The following is a 4559-nucleotide window of genomic DNA, read 5'->3' on the forward strand; positions in this document are numbered from 1 at the left end:
GTGCTCGTCTTCGATTTCCCAGATGACGCCGACCTTGTCGCCGGTCGGATACACCGTCATGCCGGGATCGAGCGAGCGTACCGCCTTGCCCTTCATGYTGGAGCTCGGAAACATCCGCGTGGCGACGCGGACCGTGCCGGACTGACGCGAGTTCGCCGCCGACGCGTTGCCAGGCATCCCGCCCATTTCGTTGACCAGCTTCGTGTAGGCGTCGAGGTAGGCCATGCTGATGACCTGTCCGATCGTGGTGTTGGCATATCCGCCGATGCCCGCGCCGCCCAGGCCCTGACTGCCAAAGAACGCACCACTCGCACCGAGACCGATATCGTTCTTCTCACCGTGGCCTTCGGTCATCGCGACCTGCTCGGACGAACGGACGTCGGTCACGGTGAGTACGACATCGGAGGTCTTCGAGCTGATATTGATGGCACCGACGAGGCGGCCGGCGCCGCCGCCGATCAGACCGCCTGCCAGGGCGCTTAGCGCGCTACCTCCTGCGTTGGCATTGGTCGAGACGAGGTCGGGAACCATGACATAGTCCGCTGCCTTGACCTGGCCTTTGCCGATGTTGGCTCCGCCGCGCAGCTCACCGCCCGCGGCGAGCGCGCGCTCGCGCATGGCAGCGTTCATGCCCATGCCTCGATCCAGCAGTGTGAAGCAGCCGGACTTATTGACGAACACCTTAATCAGCTTGGTCGGCGACGGCAACTGCTGCTGCGTCCACCAATGGATGTCGCCTTCCGGCTCGATGACCGAAATCGTCCCGAGCTTGCGCGCACACTTCGGGATCGCGGCGACCTTCGCCTCATGCGCCTTCTGCGTTCGGGTAACGAGAGGATTCGCGGCGGTACATGCTGTCAACGAAAAGATAGCGCCAAGCGCAAGCGACGCCTGCGCGGCGTGCCTGAAGGAAATTTCCATGGTCGATCCTGTCCTGATACGTCCGGCCCTGAACGACCCTCGCCCAGCCCGGACGTACGCGGGAGAAGGCGATCGAATGAGCCAACGATGCTATGGACAGCCGTAAGACAGGTCTGTCGGGCCTTGCCAGGACGAATTGCTCGCTCGCCCGACAGGGACACGCGGTATCGCCCTGACACGTTGTAAGGCGAGCTCTCGCTCAGCGTCCGCCTTTCACGAGCGCCGCCTGAATGGCGCGTTGGGCAAGCGGCGCCATCACGGCGTAGCCCTGTGCATTCGGATGCAGTCCATCGTCGGTGAGTTCTGTCTTCAGCGCGGCGCTCGCATCGACCATGGCAGGGTAATAGTCGACAAGTACCAGGTGCTCGCGCTCCGCGTATCGACGAATCCAGTCATTGAGCGCACGAATCCGGGGTGGCGGGCGCCGCCTCGACTGCATCGGGTCCACGTAGTCGCTCACCGGCAGGAGGGTGGCCATGACAACGCGAATGTCGTGGACACGCGCAAGCTCAGCCATCGACGAAAGGTTATCCTCGATCATCGCCATGGACGATGGCCCGGTATTGCCCGAGATGTCGTTCGTGCCTGCGAGGATAACGACCACAGCCGGCTTCAGTGCGATGACATCCGCGCGAAAGCGCACGAGCATCTGCGCCGTCGTCTGCCCGCTAATACCGCGATTGATGTAGTTCTTGCCGGGAAAGAAATCACCGACCGGCCTCCCCCAGAAATCGGTGATCGAATCGCCGAAGAAGACGACGCGCTTTTCGCCTGCCTTCGGTGGCGGATACGTGGCGTTATCCGTCGCGAAGCGCGCGAGCGAAGGCCAGTCATTCAGACGCTGCTCGATGTCGGCGCGCTGGTCGGGCGTCGGGTTGTCAGGTAGCACGATCCGGGGCTGCTGCGGCGCCGCGATCGCTGACCCCGCGAAGCACATCGCTGCAAGGAACATAGTCATACGCATTGCTGCCACCTCGCAAGCGGCTGTTCTTAAGAAAAGCGATTTGTCAGGCCGTGCGACGACGGCGCGAAGAAACGATCTGAGCCAGTCCCGTAACGACACCGGCGGCCGTAAAGATCCAGCCCAAGGACCACGAGGGATACGAGTAGACCATGGACGCCCCCGTCACCACGAAGAGGACCGCCATGGCGGGCTGGATGAGTCGTTGGGCACGATAGATGCCCTGGTTCCGCAAGGTAACCAGCTGTAGCTGGGCGATTTCCTCGGCCACTGGCCGGCAGACCGCCGAGCACGCAAGGCCATTCGTCACCGGAATCGCGCAGGATGCACACGTACCCTTGAAGCAGCACCTGCAGACGCCAACCGCCTCGGCGTCGTGATGTACAAAACAGCGCATGGCTCCATCCCCTGAAGATAAAATCACCCCGCGCCGATAGTGGGCGAAACGACCCGACGCGTGCAACCCTCCAGAGTGGACGCCCCCAGCCATGACACGAGTTCTGTTTATCTGCGCGAAGAACAGGCTACGCAGCCCCACGGCTGAGCACATCTTCGCGACGTACGCTGGCGTGGAAACGGACTCCGCCGGCGTGAACCAGGACGCCGAGGTGCCAGTCTCGGCGGAACAGTTGCGCTGGGCCGACGTCATCGTCGTCATGGAAAGCCGCCACCAGGCGAAACTGCGTAATGGCTTCGGTCAGGCACTGAAGGGAAAACGCGTCGTTTGCCTGGATATCCCCGACGACTACGACTATATGGCTCCAGAACTGGTCACTCTGCTTCAGAAGCGCGCAGGCCGTTTCCTACCGAAACCGTGACGGCTATCAAAATCATGGTCACGAAGCCTCAGGACATCTCGAGCCAAGCATCGTCGACCGGGTCCTCCAGCAGCACACGTCGGTCGACTTCATAGCGGTGTGTGACGCGCCACGGGGCATCCCTGCCCTGCCTGGGCAACGTACCCTCTCCCCGAGTTACGTAACCCGATGTAAGCGCGTCAAGGATGCACACATCCAGCGCCYGTCCTGGCGGCGCCCGCGGCACGACGACATCGACGGCACGTTCGTCCATGCGCTGAATCAGCCGGCAGACATATTGCGCGGCGAGGTCCACCTTCAACGTCCACGACGCATTGATGTAACCGAACAACACGGCGGCATTGGGAATGCCATCAAGCAGCACTCCTTTGTATGTCATCAGCGTGCCCGGATCGCGGGCAATACCGTCCACATCGAGCATCATGCCGCCGAGCACCTGTAAGTGAAATCCCGTCGCAGAGATGACGATGTCGGCTTCGATGCTCGCTCCCGACGATAAGCGCACACCGGTCTCGGTGAACCCGGCGATCGAATCGGTCCATACGGAGGCCTTTCCGGCGCGCAACGCGTCGAACAGATCGTTGTCGGGAACGACACAGAGCCGCTGCGTCCACGGGTCGTACGCCGGCGAGAAATCGTCAAGCGTGGCCGCGCCGTCGAGGCGTCGACGCACACCGGCCAGCAGTAGCGCGCGCACCCGCTTCGGCCAGCGCATCGCCGCGCGATAAAGCAGCCGTTGAAGGGCGATGTTGCGCCGGCGCGCCATCGCGTAGACCACGCGTTCCGGCAGTACGCGCAACAACGCGGCCGAGATGGCATCACGGGAAGGCACGGAGAACACGTAGCCCGGCGAGCGCTGGAGCATAGTGACATGCGCCGCTTTTGCCGCAAGCGCGGGTACGAGGGTGATGGCCGTCGCGCCGCTGCCGATGACGAGCAYGCGCTTGCCTTCCCAGTCGAGATCCTCCGGCCACTGCTGCGGGTGGACGAAACGTCCCTGGTAGCGGTCGAGATCGGGAAAGGCCGGGATGTAGCCACGGTCGTACGCGTAATAGCCTGTGCATCCGATAAGGAAGCCGGTGGTGAACACCTGCTTCTCGCCAAGCTCGTCGACGGCGGTCACGGTCCAACGAGAGTCGACCGAAGACCATGACGCATGAGTCGTGCTCAGACCGAACCGGATCTTGCCTTCGATGCCGTATTCGCGCGCGGTCGCCACGACGTAGTCGCGGATCGACGGGCCATCGGCCAGCACCTTCAGTTCGTTCCACGGCCGGAAGGCGTAGCCGAAGGTGAACATGTCCGAATCCGAACGAACGCCCGGGTAGCGGAACAGGTCCCACGTGCCGCCGATGGCGTGGCGTCGCTCGATGATGCCGACGCGCTTTTCTGGGCAAGCCGTAGCCAGCCGGCAGGCCATCCCGATACCGGAAAGCCCCGCACCAATGATCAGGACATCGTAGTGGTCGGTGTTCAATGCGCACCCCCGCTTCGGCAGGGAAAGCGTACGCCTAACCGAGCAAACTCGCCGCTTTTTGTAGGAGCCGAGGCGACGCTTAGTCGAAGGTACCTACGTAGGAATCGGGTGCCCAGTTCTCGAACTTGGTGTAGTGGCCGAGGAAGGCCAGCTTCACGGTGTCGGTGGGGCCGTTTCGCTGTTTGCCGATGATGATCTCGGCCAGGCCCTTATCCGGCGACTCCTTGTTGTAGTAGTCGTCGCGGTAGATGAACATGATGACGTCGGCGTCCTGCTCGATTGCGCCGGATTCGCGAAGATCGGACATCATCGGACGCTTGTCCGCGCGCTGCTCGAGGGATCGGTTCAACTGCGACAGCGCGATCACCGGCACGTTGAGTTC

6 protein-coding genes are annotated in these 4559 nt (G+C 62.6%); 1 reads left to right on the forward strand and 5 read right to left on the reverse strand.

Features of this window, described 5'->3' with window-relative positions:
- From AC1DT2_RS16330 to AC1DT2_RS16340, 3 genes are all read right to left on the reverse strand, one after another.
- A partial coding sequence (locus AC1DT2_RS16330) for a CsgG/HfaB family protein (protein ID WP_477297468.1) occupies positions 1-921 on the reverse strand: 921 nt, incomplete at its 3' end.
- A gap of 199 nt (positions 922-1120) precedes the next feature.
- The gene (locus AC1DT2_RS16335) at positions 1121-1879 is read right to left on the reverse strand and encodes an SGNH/GDSL hydrolase family protein (protein ID WP_477297470.1); all 759 of its coding nucleotides are present in this window, start codon (positions 1877-1879) and stop codon (positions 1121-1123) included.
- 49 nt (positions 1880-1928) lie between these two features.
- Positions 1929-2279: a hypothetical protein gene (locus AC1DT2_RS16340; RefSeq protein WP_477297471.1), complete on the reverse strand. Its 351-nt coding sequence runs from the start codon at positions 2277-2279 to the stop codon at positions 1929-1931.
- 91 nt (positions 2280-2370) lie between these two features.
- On the opposite strand from AC1DT2_RS16340, the gene AC1DT2_RS16345 reads away from it, so the two are divergent.
- Positions 2371-2700, forward strand: coding sequence for a low molecular weight protein tyrosine phosphatase family protein (locus tag AC1DT2_RS16345; RefSeq protein ID WP_477297473.1), 330 nt, complete (start codon positions 2371-2373; stop codon positions 2698-2700).
- A gap of 28 nt (positions 2701-2728) precedes the next feature.
- Here AC1DT2_RS16345 and AC1DT2_RS16350 read toward each other — a convergent pair whose 3' ends face one another.
- Together AC1DT2_RS16350 and AC1DT2_RS16355 are read right to left on the reverse strand one after the other, a co-directional pair.
- Positions 2729-4177 carry a flavin-containing monooxygenase gene (locus AC1DT2_RS16350; RefSeq protein ID WP_477297474.1) on the reverse strand — a complete coding sequence of 483 codons (1449 nt, stop codon included), beginning with the start codon at positions 4175-4177 and terminating at the stop codon, positions 2729-2731.
- Between the two features lie 79 nt (positions 4178-4256).
- Positions 4257-4559, reverse strand: a 303-nt coding sequence (locus tag AC1DT2_RS16355) for a DnaB-like helicase C-terminal domain-containing protein (protein ID WP_477297475.1), incomplete at its 5' end; no start/stop codon positions are given.

The organism is Luteibacter sp. P4_E6 (assembly GCF_056401535.1).